This window comes from Agromyces sp. CCNWLW213 (assembly GCF_037199545.1).
Lineage (GTDB): Bacteria > Actinomycetota > Actinomycetes > Actinomycetales > Microbacteriaceae > Agromyces.
Window position 1 is genome coordinate 445,074 of the sequence record NZ_JBBBDX010000002.1, and the last position, 19,239, is coordinate 464,312.

General features: G+C 73.5%; 19 protein-coding genes. 8 read left to right on the forward strand and 11 right to left on the reverse strand.

All coding sequences use genetic code 11. The features are described from left to right. The first annotated feature begins 9 nt into the window (after positions 1-9). Entirely contained in the window at positions 10-135 is a 126-nt protein-coding gene (locus tag WBQ80_RS06340) for a hypothetical protein (RefSeq protein WP_337282495.1), read from the forward strand. A 212-nt stretch (positions 136-347) separates the two neighbouring features. Here WBQ80_RS06340 and WBQ80_RS06345 read toward each other — a convergent pair whose 3' ends face one another. The 9 genes from WBQ80_RS06345 to WBQ80_RS06385 all read right to left on the reverse strand — a co-directional run bounded on the left by WBQ80_RS06345 (position 348) and on the right by WBQ80_RS06385 (position 8,747). After that, positions 348-1,046 (reverse strand): hypothetical protein, encoded by a 699-nt coding sequence (locus tag WBQ80_RS06345; protein ID WP_336572652.1) that lies wholly within the window; start codon positions 1,044-1,046, stop codon positions 348-350. 8 nt (positions 1,047-1,054) lie between these two features. After that, positions 1,055-1,975, reverse strand: a complete 921-nt coding sequence (locus WBQ80_RS06350; RefSeq protein WP_336572653.1) for a carbohydrate ABC transporter permease — start codon at positions 1,973-1,975, stop codon at positions 1,055-1,057. After that, positions 1,972-2,955: a carbohydrate ABC transporter permease gene (locus tag WBQ80_RS06355; RefSeq protein ID WP_442892718.1), complete on the reverse strand. Its 984-nt coding sequence runs from the start codon at positions 2,953-2,955 to the stop codon at positions 1,972-1,974. Before WBQ80_RS06355 ends, WBQ80_RS06350 begins: the two co-directional genes overlap by 4 nt. Positions 2,956-3,033: 78 nt before the next feature. After that, entirely contained in the window at positions 3,034-4,344 is a 1,311-nt protein-coding gene (locus WBQ80_RS06360) for an ABC transporter substrate-binding protein (protein ID WP_336572654.1), read from the reverse strand. A 218-nt stretch (positions 4,345-4,562) separates the two neighbouring features. Continuing rightward, entirely contained in the window at positions 4,563-5,522 is a 960-nt protein-coding gene (locus WBQ80_RS06365) for a hypothetical protein (protein ID WP_336572655.1), read from the reverse strand. Next, a complete protein-coding gene (locus tag WBQ80_RS06370; protein ID WP_336572656.1) occupies positions 5,519-6,613 on the reverse strand; it encodes a Gfo/Idh/MocA family protein in 1,095 nt (364 codons plus the stop codon). The genes WBQ80_RS06365 and WBQ80_RS06370 overlap by 4 nt, the downstream gene beginning before the upstream one ends. Before the next feature lie 98 nt (positions 6,614-6,711). After that, positions 6,712-7,671, reverse strand: a complete 960-nt coding sequence (locus WBQ80_RS06375; RefSeq protein ID WP_336572657.1) for a PmoA family protein — start codon at positions 7,669-7,671, stop codon at positions 6,712-6,714. 107 nt (positions 7,672-7,778) lie between these two features. Beyond that, the gene (locus WBQ80_RS06380; RefSeq protein WP_336572658.1) at positions 7,779-8,159 is read right to left on the reverse strand and encodes a VOC family protein; all 381 of its coding nucleotides are present in this window, start codon (positions 8,157-8,159) and stop codon (positions 7,779-7,781) included. Between the two features lie 51 nt (positions 8,160-8,210). Further along, positions 8,211-8,747, reverse strand: coding sequence for a putative immunity protein (locus WBQ80_RS06385; protein ID WP_336572659.1), 537 nt, complete (start codon positions 8,745-8,747; stop codon positions 8,211-8,213). Between the two features lie 162 nt (positions 8,748-8,909). On the opposite strand from WBQ80_RS06385, the gene WBQ80_RS06390 reads away from it, so the two are divergent. The 5 genes from WBQ80_RS06390 (at position 8,910) to WBQ80_RS06410 (ending at position 13,993) form a co-directional block, all read left to right on the forward strand. Beyond that, entirely contained in the window at positions 8,910-9,575 is a 666-nt protein-coding gene (locus tag WBQ80_RS06390) for an SRPBCC family protein (RefSeq protein ID WP_336572660.1), read from the forward strand. Between the two features lie 87 nt (positions 9,576-9,662). Next, entirely contained in the window at positions 9,663-10,577 is a 915-nt protein-coding gene (locus tag WBQ80_RS06395; protein WP_336572661.1) for an NAD-dependent epimerase/dehydratase family protein, read from the forward strand. Positions 10,578-10,880: 303 nt separating this feature from the next. Continuing rightward, positions 10,881-11,294, forward strand: a complete 414-nt coding sequence (locus tag WBQ80_RS06400; RefSeq protein ID WP_336570382.1) for an enolase C-terminal domain-like protein — start codon at positions 10,881-10,883, stop codon at positions 11,292-11,294. After that, positions 11,291-12,820 (forward strand): aldehyde dehydrogenase (NADP(+)), encoded by a 1,530-nt coding sequence (locus WBQ80_RS06405; RefSeq protein WP_336570383.1) that lies wholly within the window; start codon positions 11,291-11,293, stop codon positions 12,818-12,820. The genes WBQ80_RS06400 and WBQ80_RS06405 overlap by 4 nt, the downstream gene beginning before the upstream one ends. Continuing rightward, complete coding sequence (locus WBQ80_RS06410) at positions 12,821-13,993, forward strand: MFS transporter (RefSeq protein WP_336570384.1); 1,173 nt, start codon at positions 12,821-12,823, stop codon at positions 13,991-13,993. It abuts the gene before it with no gap. Positions 13,994-14,033: 40 nt separating this feature from the next. On the opposite strand, the gene WBQ80_RS06415 is transcribed toward WBQ80_RS06410, so the two are convergent. After that, on the reverse strand, positions 14,034-15,152 hold the full coding sequence (locus tag WBQ80_RS06415) for a DUF2510 domain-containing protein (protein ID WP_336570385.1): 1,119 nt from the start codon (positions 15,150-15,152) through the stop codon (positions 14,034-14,036). Between the two features lie 70 nt (positions 15,153-15,222). Beyond that, a complete protein-coding gene (locus WBQ80_RS06420; protein ID WP_336570386.1) occupies positions 15,223-16,575 on the reverse strand; it encodes a Gfo/Idh/MocA family protein in 1,353 nt (450 codons plus the stop codon). Between the two features lie 158 nt (positions 16,576-16,733). Between WBQ80_RS06420 and WBQ80_RS06425 the strand changes: the two genes are divergently transcribed. Together WBQ80_RS06425 and WBQ80_RS06430 are read left to right on the forward strand one after the other, a co-directional pair. Then, a complete protein-coding gene (locus WBQ80_RS06425; protein ID WP_336570387.1) occupies positions 16,734-17,777 on the forward strand; it encodes a LacI family DNA-binding transcriptional regulator in 1,044 nt (347 codons plus the stop codon). 267 nt (positions 17,778-18,044) lie between these two features. After that, complete coding sequence (locus WBQ80_RS06430; RefSeq protein WP_336570574.1) at positions 18,045-19,238, forward strand: Gfo/Idh/MocA family protein; 1,194 nt, start codon at positions 18,045-18,047, stop codon at positions 19,236-19,238. Position 19,239: the final 1 nt, after the last annotated feature.

Consider the following 19,239-nt stretch of genomic DNA (forward strand, 5'->3'; position numbering starts at 1 on the left):
GCACGAGCCGTGACCGAGTCCCGGACCGATCCGACGGAGCGGATGCCACTGCGCCTCGCGCCCGGGGGCATTCCGGCGCCGCTCACGCGCCCGGCCAGGTCGAACGGCGCGATCGCCACGATCGCCTGGCGCTGACGAGCGGTGGGTCGAGGTGGCCGGCCGGCCGGCGGTCCCGGTCCCAAGCGAGCTGCATTCTCGCGCGTGCCCCGCTCCGCGTGGCGCGAGCGCCTGCAGCTCATGCGCTCGAGCGGCGGCTCGGCCCGCGCGGGGACCGAGTACGCCCCCAGTGCACGACGACGCCGAGCGTCGCATCCTGCGCCCGGCGCGCAAGCGGACGCCCCGAGGCGTCAGACGTCGCGCGGAGCGCGAGCGTCGCGCGCAGCGTCGCCCGCGTTCCGCTCGCCGCGGCGCGGCCGTTCCGGCACGGCGACGATCGCGAGCGCGACGCAGCCGAGCGCCGGCACGACGAGCGGCAGGAGCTGCCAGGTCACGACGACCGCGAACACCGCGGCCGCGACGAGGTACGCGGCGCCGACCGGATCGGACGCGACCGTGCGCGGCACCTCGCGAAGTGCCCCGAGCCAGCCGAGCTCGGGCGACCATCGGCCGGCGGCCGTGAACACCGCGAGGGCGAGGGCCGCGAGTCCCGCCCAGCCGACCGCCGCGACCACCGGCCCTCCCGGGAGCGCGCCGCTGCCGGCGAGGTCGATGTCGAGGAGCAGCAGCAGCACGAGCACGACGGATGCCGCGCCCACGCCGATGCCGCCCGGCGATCCGGCCCGCACGTCGGCCCAGAACAGCCCGAGCGCCGAGTGCTCGGCGCGGAGGAACCGCTGCAGGTGGCGGACCCCCGCCGCGAGGGCGGCGGGGAGCGTCACGATCGGGATCGAGACGACGGCGACCAGGACGCCCACGAGGAGCACCTCGCCGAGCAGTCCGAACGCGCTCGTCGCACCGGGGAAGCGCGCCGGCGGCGCGTCCGAGCGGGTCGGACCGGAGCCCGACCGCTCGGCGTGGCGCGCCGCCCGCTCGCTCGTCCGCGACATCCGCTCGCCTAGCCCTTGAGACCCTGGGTGGCGACGCCGTCGACCAGGAACCGCTGGAAGACGATGAAGAAGATCAGGATCGGCACGAGCGCCAGGAACGACACCGCCGCGGTCGCCCCGTAGTCCGAGGTCGACGTCTGGTCGTTGTACAGGCGGAGCGCGATCGGCAGCGGATACTGCTCGGGGCTGTTGACGTAGAGCAGCGGGCCGAGGAAGTCGTTCCACGTCCAGATGAACGTGAAGATCGCACTCGTGATCAGCGCCGGCTTGATCAGCGGCAGGATGATCGAGAAGAACGTGCGCCAGTGGCCCGCGCCGTCGATGCGCGCCGCCTCGTCCATGTCGCGCGGGATGTTGCGGATGAACTGCACGATGAGGAACACGAAGAACGCCTCGGTCGCGAGGAACTTCGGCAGGATCAGCGGCCAGTACGTGTCCACGAGCTCGAGCTTCTGGAACATGATGTACTGCGGGATGATCACGACGTGGAACGGCAGCAGCAGGGTGCCGATCATCGCCGCGAACAGGATCCCGACGCCGCGGAACTGCACCCGGGCGAACGCGTAGGCCGCGAGCGCCGACGAGAACAGCGTGCCGATCACGGCCATCACGGCGATGAACAGGGAGTTCGCGAAGAACCGCCAGAGCGGGGTTCCGGCGATTCCCTCGAGGACCTTGAAGTAGTTGTCGACGGTCGGGGCGTCGGGCAGGAGCCCCGGGTTCTGGCCGAACTCGCTCGACGGCTTGAACGTCGCGAACAGCAGCCACACGAGCGGGTAGAGCACGATCGCGGTCAGCACGCCGAGCACGACGAACCAGATGACGGTGTTGAGCGTCGTGCGCTTGATGCGGCGGCGACCGGATGACGCGGGCTGGAGCTCGACCTCGAGGAACTCGGCCCGGGGCTGCTCGATGGTGGAGGTGCTCATCGGTTGTCTCCCGCGTAGTGGACCCACGACTTCTGGGTCTTGAAGAGGATCGCGGCGATGATCGCGACGGCGATCACGAGGACCCAGGCCATCGCGGCCGCGTAGCCCATCTGGAGGTCGGCGAAGCCGCGCTTGTAGAGGTAGACGGTGTAGAAGTTCGTCATGCCGGCCGGTCCGCCCGAGCCGTTGGAGATGATGTACGCCGACGCGAACACCTGGAACGCGTTGATGAGCTCGAGCAGCAGGTTGAAGAAGATCACCGACGAGAGCATCGGGAAGGTCACGGAGCGGAACTTGCGGATCGGGCCCGCGCCGTCGACCTCCGCGGCCTCGTAGAGCTCCCGGGGCACCTGCTTGAGCCCGGCGAGGAAGATCACCATCGGGGCGCCGAACTGCCACACCGCGAGCAGGATCATCATCGGCAGCACGAGCGCGACGTTGCCCACCCAGCCGCCGAGCTCGATGCCGAAGACGCTGAGCGTGCTGTCGACGGGACCGTCGGTCGAGAACATCGCCCGCCAGACGATGGCCACCGAGACGCTCGCGCCGATGAGCGACGGGGCGTAGAACGACGAGCGGAAGAACGTCGAGCCCTGGTCGCGGTAGTTCAGGAGCATGGCGACCGCGAGCGCGGCGGCGAGCTTGATCGGGGTCCCGACCAGCACGTACACGAGCGTGATCTGCACCGACTGGATGTACTGCGGGTCCTCGGTGAACATCCGCACGAAGTTGTCGAAGCCGATCCACTCGGGCTCGGTGAAGAGGTTGTACTTCGTGAAGGCGAGGTACAGCGAGTAGAGCATCGGCCCGAGTGTCAGGCCGAGGAAGCCGATCATCCACGGGAGGAGGAACGTGTAGCCGGTCGCCGTCTCCCGACCGTTCCGGGCCTTCAGTCCCGCTCGCGTCGGGGCGTCGGGGCCGCGACGACCGAAGCGACGGCGGGTGCCGTCCTCGTCGGCCGTGACGATCGCTCTCGTCAGGGTGCTGGTCACAGTGGTTCTCCCGTTCGGTCCCGAGGGTACTCCGGGTCCGGGCGTGCGCCCGGACCCGGGGTGCCGCTACTGGTTCAGGACGATGTCCATCTCGGCGAAGAACTGCTCGACGGCCTCGTCGACCGTGATCGTGCCGTAGCCGAGCTCCTGGCCGATCTGCCGGAACTTCTCCTCGAGGGTGCCGTAGCCGACGATCGGCACGGGCGGGGCGTCGCCGAGGCGGTCCGCGATGGACTCCTCGTAGTCGGCGATCTGCTGGCCGAGCGGGTCGAGCTCGGCCCCCTCGAGCTGGGTCTCCGACGCGGGGATGCCGCGGTTCGTGCCGAAGGCCGCGCCGACCTCGGGCGCGTTCACGAGGTAGTCCAGCAGGGTCGCGGCGGCCTCGGGGTGGTCGGTCGTCGAGGCGATCGAGTGCAGCATCGACGGCTTGAGGTAGAGGTCCTTCGCGCCCTCCTCCGTGACGGGCGGGGCGACCAGGCCGAGCTCGGTGTACCCCTCGCCCAGGTTGCCGAGGTAGCCGGCGCCGAAGTTGTCCCACGTGAGCTCGCTCGCGGTGGAGGCGGAGTCGAAGCCCGACAGCGGGTAGACCTCCTCCAGCTTCTGCTGGCCGATGACGGTGCCGTCGGTGCGGATGCCGTCGGCCTGCTCCCAGAACTCCGCGAGGTCCTCCTCGGTGAAGTTCGGCTCGCCGTCCTCGGTGAAGAGGTCCTCGCCCTGGGCGCGCTGCTGGATCTCGAAGTTCTGGATCCGGCCGGTGTAGTCCGTGCCGCCGAAGATCGTTCCGCCGCCGGCGTCGCTGACCTCCTTCATCCAGTCGTCGTAGTCCTCCCAGCTGCCGCCGCCCTCGTAGGACTCGACGCCGACCGAATCGAGCAGCGTCGGGTTGGTGTACATGCCCCAGGCGTTGGTCGAGGTCGGGATGCCGGTCGTCTGCCCGTCGACGACGCCGATGTCGAGGATCTGCTGCGACAGCGGCTCGGTGTCGATGATCGTGCCGAGGTACGGCTCGAGGTCGAGCAGCAGCCCGTTCTCGGAGTACTGGCGGAGATAGGAGTAGTCGAACTGCATGACGTCGGGCAGCCCGCCCCCGGCCGCTTCGGTCTGCCGCTTCTCCCAGAACTCGGGGAAACCGAGGAACTGGGCGTTGACGGTGATGTTCGGGTACTCCTCGTTGAACGCGGCGATGGCCTCGTCGTACATCGCGGCGCGGACGTCGTTGCCCCAGAAGGCGAGGTCGAGCGTGACCTCCTCGTCGGGGTCGTACGCGGCGGCCGGCTCGGCGTCGCCGCCCCCGGAGCACCCCGCGAGCACGAGCGCGGTGCTCGCGGCGAGGGCGACGCCGGCGAGCGCCGCACGTCGGGTGCGGAAGTTGAACATCGTTGTCCTCCTGGAAACGTCGCTGTCTGCCTGGTGCATCACGCTCGGGTGGGAAAGCGCTTCCCCAAGAGTAGCGCCGCGCTCTCCGGGGGTCAACCGCCGGGGAAAAATCGTTTCAACTGTGATCCAACCGTAACGGATGCCGCGGCATGGCCGGGCGTCGGCGACATCGCCCGCCGGCGCCGCGACGGCAGGGTCGCCCGCCGGTTCCGCCCGGGTCAGCGTCCGAGCGGCACCAGCGGTGCGTCCCGGTCGCACACGAGGACGCCGTGCTCGACGCGAAGGGGCGAGGCGAAGATCGCCGATCGGCGTGCGGCGGCGGCATCCGTCGAGCCCAGCTCGGAACCGTCCCAGTGCGGGTGCGTGAAGTAGTACAGGAGCGCCCGGTCGCCCGCGACGACGACGTCGCCGTGGCGCCCGAAGGTCGCATCGCCGCGACGGCGGCCGGGTCCGCCGAGGATCACGTCGTCCGGGCCGCCTTGGCGTTCCCACGTCACGGCATCGTCCGAGCCGAACACGCCCATCCCGCGCCATTCGTCCACGAGCATCCACCAGCGGCCGCCGAGCTCGAACACGTTCGGCCCCTCGTGCGGGCGCCCGCCGACCGCGCGCCCCCCGACGCGCCACGACCCCGGTGCGAGGTCGACGCTCGTGGCGACATGCGTGGTCGAGGCGTCCGCCTCGTCCTTGACCCAGAGGCGCCAGAGCCCGTCCGGGCACCTCGCGACGCAGGCGTCGATGACCCGGTCGGAGTCCAGCCGGACGTCGCCCACCGCGCGCCACCGCTCGAGGTCGTCGCTCGCGTACTCGACGATGCGCCGCGGGTGCCCCTCCCAGCGGTCGGGGATCCCGGCGATGACCGTGAGGTACATGCGGTACCGCCGGCCGTCGTGGACCACTTCCGGCGCCCAGTGCGTCTCGGGCCCGTCGCCGAGGCGCAGGTCGTCGAGCGTCCCGGCGTACCGCCAGTCCAGGCCGTCGGACGACCGCGCCGCGCCGATGCGGCTGCCGTGCACCCACGCGACGCCGGGCTCCTCGACGGTCGCCCTGCGCTGCGTGTAGAACATCCACCACTCCCCCGTCGCGTGGTGCCGGATGACGGTCGGGTCCGTCGCGCCGTCGTGGACGGGGTCGTGGAAGAGCGCGTCGTCCGCGGGCGGCTCGACCGCGGCGCTCATCGTCGGAGGTCGACGACCGGCGCCTCGAGGCTCCGCCGCCGGTCGGCGTCGTCGCGGAGTCGCTCGCGCGCGACCGCCGCGCCGCTCGCGGCCGATGCGGAGATCGCGGTCACGATCTCGAACGACCGGACCGCGTCCGTCGCCGTCGAGGGCAGCGGCTGGCCGGCTGCGAGCGCCCGGTAGATGTCGCGCACGAGCGGGTCGTGGCCGCTCGGCTCCTCCTGCGATGGGAGCGCCCAGCCGTCGACGAGGTCGGCGTCCACCCCCGGCGCCGGGGTGATGCGCCAGTGCTCGTGGCCGTGGCCGTACAGGTGGTCGACGGTGACGGTCGCCAGTTCGGTGTCGATGCGGATGGAGCTGGTCTCGCGCGGCGAGACCGCGCTCGTGACCACGGATGCCACGACCCCCGACTCGAACGCGATGACGGCGGTCGACACGTCCTCCGTCTGGGTGTCGCGAGCGAGGCGCCAGAGCTGCCCGTTCACGCTCGCCCATTCGCCGAGCAGCCAGGCGAGCAGGTCGATCTGGTGGATGCCGTGCCCGAGCGTCGGCCCGCCGCCCTCGGTGGCCCACTCGCCGCGCCACGGCACGGCGAAGTACTCGGGGTCGCGGTACCAGAGCGTCTGGCAGGTCGCGACGAGCGGCCGGCCGAGCGCCCCGGAGTCCAGCAGCCCCTTCACGTGTGCGGCGGCGGTGCCCGTGCGCTGCTGGAACACGACCGCGAGGCGACGGTCGTTGCGCGAGGCGGCATCCGTCATCGCGTCGAGCTCGTCGAGCGACAGCGCGGCGGGCTTCTCGCAGACGACGTGCGCGCCGGCGTCGAGCGCGGCGATGGCCTGCTCGGCGTGCACACCGGGCGGGGTGCAGACGTGGAGCACGTCGATCCCGCCGGCTGCGAGCAGCGCCTCGAGGGAGTCGGCGACCTCGGGTCCGCCCCAGCGGTCGGCGAAGTCGCGGGCATGGTCGAGGTCGCGGTCGACGACGGCGACGAGCTCGGCGTCGGGCGTCGCGGCGATCGCGCGGGCATGCGCGTGCGCGATCGCGCCGGTGCCGACGATCGCGGCGCGCAACGGGGTCGTGGGGGCGGTCATCGGTCTCCTCCGTCGTGGTCGGACGCGGTCGGTGGCGGGCTCGTATCGGTTCAGGCGTCCGCACATGCCGAGCGCTTGGCCCGGGAACGCGGGGGCCGTCACGGCGCCGCAGCCCTCACGGCAGCGGTCCGGACGGATCCGAGGAGCTCGGGCAGCCGCCCGGCGGCGGCCTCCGCGAGCCGCGCCGCGCGCCCGGGATCGGAGGCGCCGTCCGCGATCACGACGCCGTACCGCAGCGACATGGCGGCGCCGGGCGCGATCACGTGCTCCTCGCTGAAGAACGGCGCCGGGCAGAGGCACGCGAACTCCTCGCTCCGGGCGAACCACTGCGGCGGGTGCTGCAGGTTGTCCGGGTCGTCGACGATGAGCACGGTCGACGCGGCATCCGTCCCGTCGTGCCGGCCGGTGAACCCCATCCAGGGCGAGCGGATGCCGCGCAGCTCGTCGCCGCCGGCGATGCCCGGCGCGAGGACGCGGCCGCCGGTGAACGATCGCGGCCCCCGCCAGAACAGGCCGCCGTACCCGGCGTTCTCGCGTCCGCGCGTGGTCGGCGAGCCGATGGGGATCGCGCGATCGGCGACGTTGGACATCCGGGTGCCGAAGCCGAGCAGCCAGGCCTCGTCGTCGAGCAGGGCGGCCGCGAGCGTGCGGCGCTCGTCGAAGATCCGCTCGCCGGCCTGGGTGATCCACTCGAGGCGTTCGACGAAGCGGGCCCGGTTCTCGGCCGGCGCGGCATCCAGAGGCTGGAAGCCGAGGTGCCGCTGCTCGCCGTTGTTCGGCAGGTGCACGTAGCCCTCGCCGCGGACGAAGGTCGGACCGCCCCAGAAGTTCTCGTCGCCCACGACCGGAAGCGACCAGGCGAGGCCCTTGTGCCACACGTGGTCGTGCGGGCGGTACAACGAGACGGTGGCGCCGCCGAGCGTGCGGATCGGGCTGAAGTAGGGCCGCGGCGACTCGAACGTGGGGTGGGCGGGACGGAAGACGTACTCGGCGAGCATGGCACCGCGGGCCTCGACCACGAGCCGGTCGTCGTCGCGTGCGATCCGGAGGTCGGGCATCGGTCTCCTCGTGGTCGTCATCGATCCGGTCGGGCGGTCGGTGCGGGCCTGCCGCCTAGGAAAGCGCTATCCCAGTCTACACCGACGTCGCTCGTGCGGATGCCGCGTCAGGCCGGCTCCGCGATCAGCGTGAGCAGGTTCCCATCCGGGTCGACCAGGTGGCCGGCCCGGAGGCCCCACTCCTGCGCCCGCACCTCGTGCAGTCGCGGGAATCCGTGCTCGGCGACGGGCACGCCCGCGGCGGCGACGGCCCCCGCGAGCTCGTCGACGTCGGCGACCCGGACGGTGCATCGGCTCGAGCTCGCCGCCGGATCCAGATCGGGGAACGGGAAGAACTCCAGCTGGAGGTCGCCGCGACGCAGGATCATCCAGCCGTCGTCCCGGAAGCTGCGCTCGAAGCCGAAACCGCCGTAGAACCGCTCGGTGGCGTCGAGATCGCGGGACGGGAGGTTGGGTACGGCGCGGTCGCGCGCGACGAAGTCCGACATGCCCGAATTCTCCCGTGGAACCCGGCGCACGGCCAGAGTCAGGCCTCGCACTCACGCTCGCCCGCGCACCATCGCATCGAGACGGCGCGTCAACTCCCCCACGCGTCCGCCGCCGTCCGGCGCGGGCGGATACCGACGCAGCAACAGGACGACCGTTCCCGGCACCTCGGGAAGCTCCTCCTCGAGGTAGGCCTCGCCGACCCCGGTCGCGCCCTCCGCATCGAGCTCGACGGCCCGCGCCGCGTGCGCCGCGGAACCGAGCACGTGCTTGACCTGGTCCGCCTGGGCGAGCGGATGCAGGAATGCGGCGCCCGCCGCCGCGCTCGCGGCGTGCGCGGCCTCGGACGCGGCCGGGGATCCGACCGACTGCGTCGCCCGATATGCCGCCCACGCCGAAGCCCGGAGTGCGCTGGTCCGCGCGCCTCCGTGGGCGAAGTCGAGTGCGGCCTCGATGGCGTGCCGAGGCCGGACGTCATCCGGCGCGTCGCGCTCGAAGACGAGCAGCACGTCGCTCGCGCAGCGGGCCGCGAAGCCGACGACCTCGCGGATCTCGTCCTCGGTGAGGTCGATCGCAGCGGAGTCCCTCATGGCTCCATCCTGCCCCCGCCGGCTGGATGCGCGACCGGAACGCGAGCGCCCGCGGATCGGAGCGCCCTGAGCGGTGCGAAGCGGGGCACCGGTCGACCGGCCCCCGAGGCGGAGGGACCATCGGCCCCTTCCTGATCGGTCGATGATCGCCAGACTCGGCGCATGCCCTCACGTCGCACCGTCGCGCTCGCCCTCGTCGGTCCGGTCGCCGTCGGCGCGGCGGTGCTGCAGTGGCTCGGCCGAACATACGGGTCGACCGCCGCCGAGCGCCGGGCTCGGCTGCCCGGCGACGATCTGGTCGACGATCCGCAGATCGTCGCCACGCATGCCGCGACGCTGCCGGCCCCACCCGACCGGATCTGGCCGTGGCTCGTGCAGGTCGGATGGCACCGCGGCGGCTGGTACACGCCGCGGTGGGTCGACGTGCTGCTCTTCCCCGACAACTGGCCGAGCGCCGGCCGCATCCACGACGAGTTCCAGGCGATCGAGGTCGGCGACGTCATCCCCGACGGCGCGCCCGAGACGGTCTGCGGCTTCACGGTGCGCGAGGTGGAGGCCGCGCGACGGCTCGTGCTCGAGTCGACGACGCACCTGCCGCTGACCTGGCGCCAGCGCGACCTCGCCCGGCTGCACTGGACCTGGAGCTTCCGGCTCAGCCCGGTCGACGGCGGTCGCGCCACCCGGCTCGTGTTCCGGTGGCGCGCGCGCACCGCGCCGTGGTGGCTGACCCTCGGCGCGCACCTGTTCATCGTGCCCGCCGACTTCGTCATGTCGCGCGGCATGCTCCGCGGACTGCGGAAGCGCGTGGACCCCCGCACGGCCGCGTAGGGAGGCCGTCGGGTTGCCGGCTCGCACCGCGCCGCCTACGCTGGCTGGAAGCCGGTTTCTCAGCGCGCGGTCCGCGAGAGGAGCACGATGCGAGTCGTCGTCACGGGGTCGTCCGGTCGCCTCGGCCGGTCGCTCGCGACGGGGCTCGCCGCCGCAGGACACGAGATCACCGGCCTCGACCGCGTGCCGGCCGGACTGTCGGGCGTCACGGAGCGGGCGGTCGACCTGGCCGACGCCGGCGCGGCGGCCCGCGCCCTCGCCGACCTCCGGCCCGACGCCCTCGTGCACCTCGCCGGCATCGCCGTGCCGTTCAGCGCGCCCGAGCGCGACATCCTGCTCGCCAACACCGCGCTGGCCCACGACGTGCTCGCGGCCGCGGCATCCGCCGGGGTGGCCCGCGTGCTCGCCGCGTCGAGCCCGACCGTCATCGGCTACTCCGCATCCGGATGGCGCGCGCACGCCGTGCCGCTCGACGAGCGCCATCCGAGCGAACCGGCCCACGCCTACGCGCTGTCGAAGGCGGTCGTCGAGGAGACCGTGCGGATGTTCGCGCGCACCGCGCCCGGCGCGTACGGGTTCTTCCGTCCCTGCTACGTGATCTCCCCCGAGGAGTGGGCCGGCGCGCCGACCCAGCAGGGGCACACCGTCGCCGCCCGCCTCGCCGACCCGGCCCTCGCGGCCGCCAGCCTGTTCGACTACGTCGACGCGCGCGACGTCGCGGGCTTCGTCGAGGCCTGGCTCGCCGCCGACCACGGCGCCGTCGACGGCGAGGGATACCTCGTCGGCGCGGCCGACGCCCTCGCCGAGCGACCGGTCGCCGAGTTGTGGCGCGAGTTCGCGCCGGGCCTCGGTCCCGCCGCCGATTCGCTCGAGGGCACCGCGCCGGTGTTCTCGATCCGCAAGGCGGCCGACCGCCTGGGCTGGCGGCCGGTCCGCGATTGGCGGACCGAGCTCGGCACGGCATCCGCCGTCACCGCGACCACGGGGACGAGGACCGTATGACGTCGACCGCCGCACGCCTCGGCTTCGACGGGGTGCTGTTCCTCCCCGTCACGCCGTTCGGCGCCGGCGGGCGCGTTCGATCGGGTACGGCTTCGCGTGGACGCCGACGATCGGCGCCGCCGCGGTGCGCGCGCACCTCGACCACGACATCCGCGCGTTCGCCCTCGGGCGCGACGCCGACGCCCCCGTGCTGTGGGACCCGCTGTGACGGCACCTGCACGAGGGCGGCGGGCGCGGCATCACGACCATCGCGACGGCCGGGCTCGACCTCGCGCTCCGGGACCTCGCCGCCCGGGCCCGACGATGGGTCGCATCGAGGTGCCCGTCGCCCCCGGTGAGAACCTCCGCACCCGGTACCGCTTCGCGGAGTTCATCGACGCCGGCGCCGTCGAGCTCGTGCAGCCGAACGTCGTCCGGGTCGGGGGCATCACGCCGTTCCTCGACATCGCCGGGCTCGCCGCCGACCGCGGGGTCGAGCTCGCGCCGCACCTGCTGCTCGAGCTCTCGGCGCAGCTCGCGCTCGCGCTGCCCGGAGCGCACCTCGTCGAGGCCGTCGAGGACGCCTCGTTCGAGGAGCTCGGCGCACTCGCCGAGCCGTCGCCCGTCGCGGTCGCGGGCGCCACGGTGTCCACCACGGGACGCCCCGGGCTCGGCGTACGCTTCACGAGCGAGCAGCCGGGTGCCGCGGCATCCGCTCGACCGACGGAGGAACCATGACCGAGACCGCCACGACCGGGATCGCACGCACCGGGACTGCTGCCCGGGCCGCTGCCGAGGCCGCGAACCCTGCCGGACTCGACGACGTGGCCGCGGCCGCTCGCCGCGCCTTCGCGAGCACCGTGTCCTCGACCGCCGAGGAGCGCGCCGCCTGGTTGCGCGCGGCCGCCCACGCGCTCGACGCCGCACGCGACGAGCTCGTCGCGATCGCCGACGACGAGACGCACCTCGGCATCACGCGCCTCACGGGCGAGGTCGCCCGCACGACCGCGCAACTCCGCCTGTTCGCCGACGCCGTGCTCGAGGGGTCGTACCTCGAGGCGACGATCGACCACCCCGATCCGACGACGATCCCCCCGCGGCCCGACCTGCGGCGCATGCTGCGCCCGCTCGGCCCCGTCGCGGTGTTCGGCGCCTCGAACTTCCCGTTCGCGTTCTCGGTGGCGGGAGGCGACACCGCCTCGGCGCTCGCGGCCGGCTGCCCCGTGATCGTGAAGGGGCACCCCGCGCACCCGCGGCTCTCGCACCGCACGGCGGAGGTCGTCGCGTCCGCGCTGGTCGGGGCGGGGGCGCCCGAGGGGATCCTCGGCCACGTCACGGGCCACGAGGCGGGGATCGCCCTCGTGCAGCACCCCGAGATCCGCGCCGTCGGGTTCACGGGCTCGCTGCACGGCGGCCGGGCGCTGTTCGACCTCGCGTCGGCGCGGCCCGACCCCATCCCCTTCTACGGGGAACTCAGCGCCGTGAACCCCGTGCTCATCACCGCGGCCGCGCTCGAGTCGCGCGCCGACGAGCTCACCGCCGGGCTGGTCGGCTCGTTCACGCTCGGCGCGGGCCAGTTCTGCACGAACCCCGGCGTGGTGCTGGTGCCGGCCGGGTCGGGCTTCGCCGAGCGCGTCGGCGCGGCGGCGGCCGTGGCATCCGCCGCCCCCATGCTGACCGACGGCATCGCCGACGCGTTCGCGACCGGCATCGCCCGGCTCGCGGGGCGCGCCGACGTCGAGGTCGTCGCCGGAGACCCGGTCCAGCAGCCGGGCACGGGTGCGCCGGTCGTCCTGCGCACCACGACCGCGACGGTGCTCGCCGACCCCGGCGTGCTGCTGCAGGAGTGCTTCGGCCCGTCGACCCTCGTCGTCGAGTACGCGGAGGTCGTCGACGCCCTCGCGGTCGTGCGCGCCGTCGGCGGCAGCCTCACCGCGGGCGTGCACGCCGAGCCCGGCGACGACCTCGGGGCCATCGTCGAGGTGCTCGCCGAGGTCGCCGGCCGAGTGCTCTTCGCCGGCTGGCCGACGGGCGTCGCCGTGAGCTGGGCGCAGCAGCACGGCGGGCCCTGGCCGTCGACCACGTCGATCCACACGTCCGTCGGCGTCACCGCCCTGCGGCGGTTCCTGCGTCCGATCGCATTCCAGGACGCCCCGGATGCCGCGCTGCCGCCCGAGCTGCGCGACGGCAACCCGCTCGGGATCCCCCGCCGGGTCGACGGCGTGCTCGAGCTGCCCGCCCGCACGGCCGCGCCGGTCGCCTGAGTGGGCGTCGCCACCTACCTCATCGCCGCGACCCCGCCCCGCCTCGCGGTCGGCGGGATCACGGTCGCGATCCCCGTGCTCGCCGTCGAGCAGCTGGGCGACGTCGCGCTCGGCGGCCTGCTCGCGGCCGCCGCGCTCGGGCCGTCGATCGTGGCCGCGCCGGTCGCGGGCGCCATGCTGGACCGCAGCCGGCGCCCCGGCACCCTGCTCGCTGCGGCCGGGCTCGTCATCGCCGCGGCCTACGCCGTGGCCGCGTTCCTCGGCCCGGTGCCGGCCTGGGCGGTCGCGGTCGCGCTGCTCGTGGCGGGCGCGGCGACGCCCTTCGTCTTCGGCGGCCTCTCGAGCTTCGTGACCGAGCGGATCCCCGACGAGCGCCGCGCGTACGCGATCGACGCGCTCGCCTACAACCTCGGCGCCGTCGCCGGGCCCGCGGCCGTCGCGGCGGCATCCGCCCTCGGCTCGGCTCGCGCGGCCACGCTGATCATGGCCGGCGCGGCCCTGCTCGGAGCGCTCGGCACCATCCCGCTGCGCCTGCGGCCGGTCGCGAGCGAGCACGAACGGAGTTCCATGCTCGCGACGATCGCCGCGGGCTTCCGGCACATCGCCACGCATCGGCCGCTCGCGATCATCACGGCGAGCGGGACGCTCAGCCAGTTCGGGTCGGGCGGGCTCGCGATCGCGGCGGTCGCCCTCGCGATCGCACGGTCCGGCGACGCCGCGGAGGGCGCGATCATCGTGACCGCCTTCGCCGTCGGCGGCCTGCTCGGCGCCCTGTGGAACTCGGCACGGCCGAGCCGCATGCGCCCCGAGGTCGAGATGGGCCTCGGCTTCGCGGCGACCGGCGCGTTCACCGTCGTGGCCGCCGCCGACCTCGGGCCGTGGTGGGCGGCCTTCGCGATCGGCGTGTCGGGCGTGTTCACGGCGGGGAGCGCGGCGGCGATGCTGCTCATCCGCAAGCAGCAGAGCCCGCCCGCGCTGCGATCGCAGGTGTTCACCGTCGGCGCCGGTCTGCGCGCCGCGGCCGCGGCTGCGGGCGCCGCGGTCGCGGGCCTCGCCGCGGGCGTGGGCGCGGAGACGCTCATCGTCGCGATCGGCGTCGTGTGGATCGTGTCGGGCGCGATGCTGCTCGCCTACCCCAAGGGGGCGCCGGCGATCGACGGATCGGCCGCGTGAGGACGGTTCGCCACGCGTCGAGCGGATGCCGCGGCATCCGCTACTGCGGCACGCTCGTGAAGACCACCGACTCGTACTCGAACGACGGCGAGGTCTGCATGGTCAGCGACGACTCGTCCGCCACCGACCACGCCTCGCGCCACGTGATCGACTCGCCCGGCAGGATCGCGGTGGTCGGCGGGATGCCCACCTGTCCTCCTTCGGCGCCGACGTCGAAGATCCGCGTCGCCTCGGTGCCGTCCGACGACAGGGTCGACAGCACGACCGGCTGCACGTTCTCGGGCGAGTCGTTCGTGATCGTCAGCGTGAAGACGAGGTCGACCGCCTGGTCCGCGCCCGCCGAGAGCTCCGACGGCGTGTACGGCTCGGGTGCCGACACGGTCATCGAGACGCCGTCGTCCCACGTCATGGTGTCCCCGAACGCGAGCCCGGCCGTGGCGTCGGCGTCCGGGCCGTCGGTCGCCTCCTCGGTCGGAACGGGCGTGCCGAACTCCTCCTCGAGCTCCCGCTCGATCCGGTCCTGGATGACGCCCGAGTCGGCGAGCTCGCCGAGGACGCCGATCGTGACGAACGCGAACACGACCGCGCCGACGATCCCGCCGAGCACCGAGACGACGAGGCCCGCGATGGCCGGCCACTTGCGTCCCTCGAGGAACAGGGCGACGAGCGACAGCACGAACGCGATCGGCAGCACGATCCAGGCGACGAACTGCACGAACGGGATGCAGGCGAGGATGAACCCGATCACCGCGAGGGCGAGGGCCACGACGCCGAGGACGTTGAGCCTGCCCGATCCGGTGCCCGGGGCGCCGGGGCCGCCGGTCGGCGTGCCGTACGCGCCGGGGCCGCCCGCGACGGCGTAGGGTCCGGCGGCCCCGTAGGCGGTCGCGCCGCCCGCGGCGGAGACACCGGTCGCCCCCGTCCCCGAGACGGCGCCCGGCGCCATCGAGTACGGGGTCGTCGCCGCGTACGGGTCCGTCGTCCGCTCGGTCTCGTAGGGCAGCGTCGCGGCCTGGTCGGCCGGTGCGCCGCCCGGTCGGTACGCGCCGGCGCTCGCGAGGGGCGCGGTGTGGTCGGTCCACTGCGTGCCGTCCCAGTAGCGGCGCTGGCCGCGGCCATCGTCGTACCAGCCCGCCGGGGCGTTCGTGCCATCGGTCATGTGAGGGATCCTCGCACCCGCCGTGCGGCGCCGTGGGGCCGAAAGGCCCTCGCCGGCCAGGCCGAGGGCGTCAGACGCCGAGCCCGAGTTCGGCGATGCGCACGGGCCGGCCGGTCTCGAGGGAGCGGTTGCCGGCGATGCCGACCGACACCGCACGCACGCCGTCGGCGTATCCGGCGACGCGGCCGAGCGGCTCGTCGTCCGCGACCCGGTCGAACAGCTGCCGCAGGAGGTACGCGTCTCCGCCGCCGTGGCCGCCGATGCCCGCGGGGAGGTCGACCACCTGCGCACCCTCCCAGTGCCGCTGCAGCACGAGCCGCTCGGCGTCGGGACGGACCTCGTCGACCGCGGAGCGGTCGGGGTGCATGCCGGGGTCGACGACGACCCGGCCGTCCTCGCCGATGAGCACGGCGCCGCGCTCCACGACCTCGAGCTCGGCGCGGCCCTCGGTGCCGTTGACCGTCACTCGGTAGCCCTCCCACGGCGCGTGCGCGTTGAGCGAGTAGCTGAGGGTCGCGCCCGAGTCGTAGTCGACGAGGGCGGCGAGGTTGTCCTCGATGGTGATGCCCGGGTCGAACACGTCGCGGTCGCGCAGGTAGCCGTCGTGGTGCTCCTGGTCGAGGTAGAGCTCCTTGAGGCGGGCGTCGGCCGCGAGGTCGAGCGCGAACGGGTCGCCGGCCGCGCCGACCGCGCCCGTGCCGCGCGCGGGTCGCTGCCCGAGTCCCCGCGCGGCGGCGTTCTCGGCGCCGTAGAAGCGCAGGCCCCCGCTCGCGAAGACGCGCACGGGCGCCGCGCCGATCCACCAGTTCACGAGGTCGAAGTGGTGCGAGGCCTTGTGGATGAAGAGGCCGCCCGAGTTCGCCTTGTCGCGGTGCCAGCGGCGGAAGTAGTCGGCGCCGTGCACGGTGTCGAGCGCCCACTCGAAGTGGACGCTCGTCACCTGCCCGATGCGACCGTCGGCGATCACCCGGCGCAACGTCGAGTTGCGCGGGCTGTAGCGGTAGTTGAACGTCGTGACGACCTCGCGACCGGTCTGGCTGATGGCCGCCCCGATGCGGCGCACGCCCTCGGCGTCGATCGTGAGCGGCTTCTCGACCACGACGTCGGCACCGGCGCGCAGCGACCGCACGATGTACTCGGCGTGCGTGACGTCGGGCGTGGTGATGATGACGCGGTCGAGGCGCTCGTCGGCGATCATGCGCTCGAGGTCCTCCGTCGCGTAGCGGGAGGGCGCCGGGTGGCCGGCCGCCACGACGTCGCGCTCGTGCACGTCGAGGCGTCCGGCGTTCACGTCGCTCCACGCGACGAGCTCGGCGATCTCGGGGACTCGCTCGGCACCCGGGACGGTTCCGACGAGGGCGCCGACGTAGATGCCCGCGCGGCTCCCGGTGCCGATGAGTCCGTATCGCTCGCGCTGTGCCATCGCCGCTCCGCCCATCTCGCCGCGCCTCTGGGAAAGCGCTATCTCGCTGCGCTACATTTCTACCATCTCGGGATTTCCGGGCCGAACGACCCCGGCGCGCGCGGTCCCGCGCAGTAGCATCGAGGCGCCCGCCCCGGGCGCGACCGAGCGGAGGAACCATGGCCGGCGACGCAGCCACCAGCACCCGGAACGCTCCGGCGACCCTGCACGACGTCGCGCGCGAGGCCGGCGTGTCGCTCGCGACCGCCTCGCGTTCCCTCAACGGCAGCACGCGCAAGGTCAACGAGGAATATCGCCAGCGCGTGCTCGCCGCCGCGGCGAAGCTCAACTACTCCCCCAACCTCTCGGCCCAGGCCGTCGCGCGCGGCACGACGACCACGGTCGCGCTCCTCGTCGCCGACATCGCCGACCCCTACTTCTCGCAGATCGCCGCGGGCGTCGTCCGGGAGGCCGACCGCGAGCGGCTCATCGTGACCATGGCCGCCACCGACCGCGACACCGAGCGGGAACTCGAGCTGGTCCGCACGCTGCGCGGCCAGCGTCCCCGGGTCATGATCCTCGCCGCCTCCCGTCGCGAGGGCGATCCGAACAACGACGCCCTCGAAGCCGAGCTCCGCGCCTACGAGTCGAACGGCGGGCGCGTGGCGTTCGTCAGCACCACCGACCTCGACTTCCGCACCGTGCAGCTCGACAACCGGGCCGGTGCCGAGGCGCTCGCGCGCGAGCTCACGGACCTCGGCTACCGTCGCTTCGCCGCGATCACGGGCACCGAGGGCATCCGCACGGCCGACGAGCGCCTCGCCGGCTTCCAGGCGGGCCTCGAGGAGGGCCGGGGCACGCTCGAGCGCGTCGTCCGGCCCGAGTTCACCCGCGACGGCGGCTACGAGGGCATGCGGCAGCTCCTGGCCGACGGACTCGGCGGCGTCGAGCTCGTGTTCGCCGCGAACGACGTCATGGCCGTCGGCGCGATGTCCGCGATCCGCGATGCGGGGCTCACACCCGGCACGGACGTCGCGGTGGCGGGCTTCGACGACGTCCCGACCGTGCGCGACGTGACGCCGCCGCTCACGACCGTGCGCATCCCGCTGGAGGAGGTCGGCCGCCGCGCCCTCCGCCTCGCGCTGGGCGACGCCACCGTCGAGGACGAGGCGCCGGTGCACACCGAGGTCGTGCTGCGGGAGTCCACGCCGCGCCGCGGCTGACGCCGCGGCATCCGTCGTTCGCGGCCCAGGTCGCACCCGCCCGCGGGGCCGTGGGCGACTTCGCGCGCCTCGGCGCGGGGGGCCGGCCGCGCGCCGGCGGGACCACACGAGCGCGGCGCAGGTGTTGCGCGATCCCGGATACGTGTCCTACACTCGGGTAAACGCTTTCCCGCAGTGCGGCGGCGGCTCCGCCCGTTCCGCGCTCCCGGCTCGAAGAGGAACCCCACCGTGGCAGACGCGACGACCCCGAAGACCATCGGCATCATCATGAACGGCGTGTCCGGCCGCATGGGATACCGCCAGCACCTCGTGCGCTCGATCCTCGCCATCCGCGAGCAGGGCGGCGTCGAGCTCTCCGACGGCACGCGCGTGCAGGTCGAGCCGCTCCTCGTCGGCCGCCACGAGGGCAAGCTCGCCGAACTCGCCGCGAAGCACGGCATCGAGCACTACACGACCGACCTCGACTCGGCCCTCGCCGACGACCGCTGGCCGATCTACGCCGACTTCCTCGTCACCAAGGCGCGCGCCGCGGCGATCAAGCGGGCCATCGCCGCGGGCAAGGCCGTCTACACCGAGAAGCCCACGGCCGAGTCCTACGCCGAGGCGCTCGAGCTCGCCGAGCTGGCGGACGCCGCGGGCGTCAAGAACGGCGTCGTGCACGACAAGCTCTACCTCCCGGGCCTGCGCAAGCTCAAGCGCCTCGTCGACTCCGGCTTCTTCGGCCGCATCCTCAGCGTGCGCGGCGAATTCGGCTACTGGGTCTTCGAGGGCGACTGGCACCCGTCGCAGCGACCGAGCTGGAACTACCGGGCCGAGGACGGCGGCGGCATCGTCGTCGACATGTTCCCGCACTGGAACTACGTGCTCGAGAACCTGTTCGGGCGGGTCGAGTCGGTCTACGCCAAGGCCGTCACCGAGATCCCCGAGCGCGTCGACGAGCGGGGCGACCGCTACGCGGCGACGGCGGATGACGCGGCCTACGCCATCTTCGAGCTCGAGGGCGGCGTCACCGCCCAGCTCAACTCGAGCTGGACCACACGCGTCAACCGCGATGAGCTCGTCGAGTTCCAGGTCGACGGCACGCTCGGCTCGGCCGTCGTGGGCCTGTTCGGCTGCAGGATCCAGCCCCGCAACGCCACGCCGAAGCCGGTCTGGAACCCCGACCTCGCCGACGACCACGACTACGCGCAGGACTGGATCGAGGTGCCGACGACCGAGGCGTTCGAGAACGGCTTCAAGACCCAGTGGGAGGACTTCATCCGCCACGTCGTCGAGGACGCGCCCAACCACTACGACTTCCTCGCGGGCGCCCGGGGCATGCTCCTCGCCGAGCTCGGGCTCGAGTCGTCGCGGACGGGCCGCCGGATCGACGTGCCCGAGGTGACGCTCGACGCCGCCGAGACGGCCGACGCGGCATCCGTCACCAGCGGATCGGCACCGCTCGCCGGAACGGTGCGCTGAC